Source organism: Streptomyces sp. NPDC002209, from assembly GCF_042890265.1.
GTDB lineage: Bacteria > Actinomycetota > Actinomycetes > Streptomycetales > Streptomycetaceae > Streptomyces.
The window spans coordinates 1-1,087 of the sequence record NZ_JBIARX010000047.1; the positions used below are offsets into that span (position 1 = coordinate 1).

Below are 1,087 nucleotides of genomic sequence, written 5' to 3' on the forward strand. Positions count from 1 at the left end.
CTAGGTGTATTGACCCGCAGCGTTGTTCACGCGGCTGATGGGCGGGTGTCCGCCCAGTGCGGTGTGGCAGCGGTGGTGGTTGTAGGTGTGGAGGAAGTCTGCCAGGGCTTCGGTCCTCTCGTCGTTTGAGGTGTAGGGCCTCAGGTAGGCCCATTCGTCGAGCAGGGTGCGGTTGAAGCGTTCGACCTTGCCGTTGGTCTGCGGCCGGTAGGGCCGGATCTTCTTGTGGGCGATGCCGGCCGCGGTCAGGGTCTGGGTGAACAGCTTGGACTTGTAGCAGGAGCCGTTGTCGGTCAGGACCCGTTCGACGGTGATGCCGTGCGCCTGGAAGAAGGCATTCGCCCGCTCCCAGAATCCGGCGGCGGTCTCCTTGCGCTCGTCGGTCAGGGTCTCGCTGTAGGCAAGGCGGGAGTGGTCGTCGACGGCGGAGTGGATGAACGAGTAGCCGATCACCGGCTTGCAGTTCTTGCGCTTGCCGGTGGTGGCGAGCTTGTTGTCCATCGCCTGGCGGCGGTCCATGACCTTGTGGCCGCCGCCATCGGGGATGTTGCCCAGCTTCTTGATGTCGACGTGCACCAGCTCGCCCGGCCGGGCACGCTCGTAACGGCGGACCGGTTCGCCGGTGGGCCGGTCCAGCCAGGCCAGTCGGTTCAGACCGTGGCGGACAAGGATCCGGTGCACGGTCGAGGCGGGCAGGCCCAGGACCGGTCCGATTCGGGCCGGCCCGAGCTTGCGGCTTGTCCGCAGGCGGCAGGCCTCGGCCTCGATCGCTGCGGAGGTGCGATGCGGGGTGCGGCCGGGACGGCTGGACCGGTCGTGCAGTCCCGCGTCGCCCTCGGCCCGCCAACGGCGCACCCACTTGTGGGCGGTGGGCCGCGATATGCCCATCTCGGCGGCCACGTGGGCGACCGGACGGCCCGCGAGGACGCGTTCGACCAGGATCCGCCTGCCATGAACGGTCAGCCGGGCATTACGGTGGGACACGAAGACCTCCGTGCGTGGTGTGGAGCCTAGACACCTCCACCACACCGGAGGTCTTCGCCATGATCAAGACCCAGCACCGTTAACAACGCTCGTGGTCAATACA

1 protein-coding gene is annotated in these 1,087 nt (G+C 67.4%); it reads right to left on the reverse strand.

Annotation, left to right across the window (positions count from 1 at the left end):
• The gene (locus ACFYXK_RS33965; protein ID WP_389414659.1) at positions 1-984 is read right to left on the reverse strand and encodes an IS481 family transposase; all 984 of its coding nucleotides are present in this window, start codon (positions 982-984) and stop codon (positions 1-3) included.
• Positions 985-1,087 lie beyond the last annotated feature (103 nt).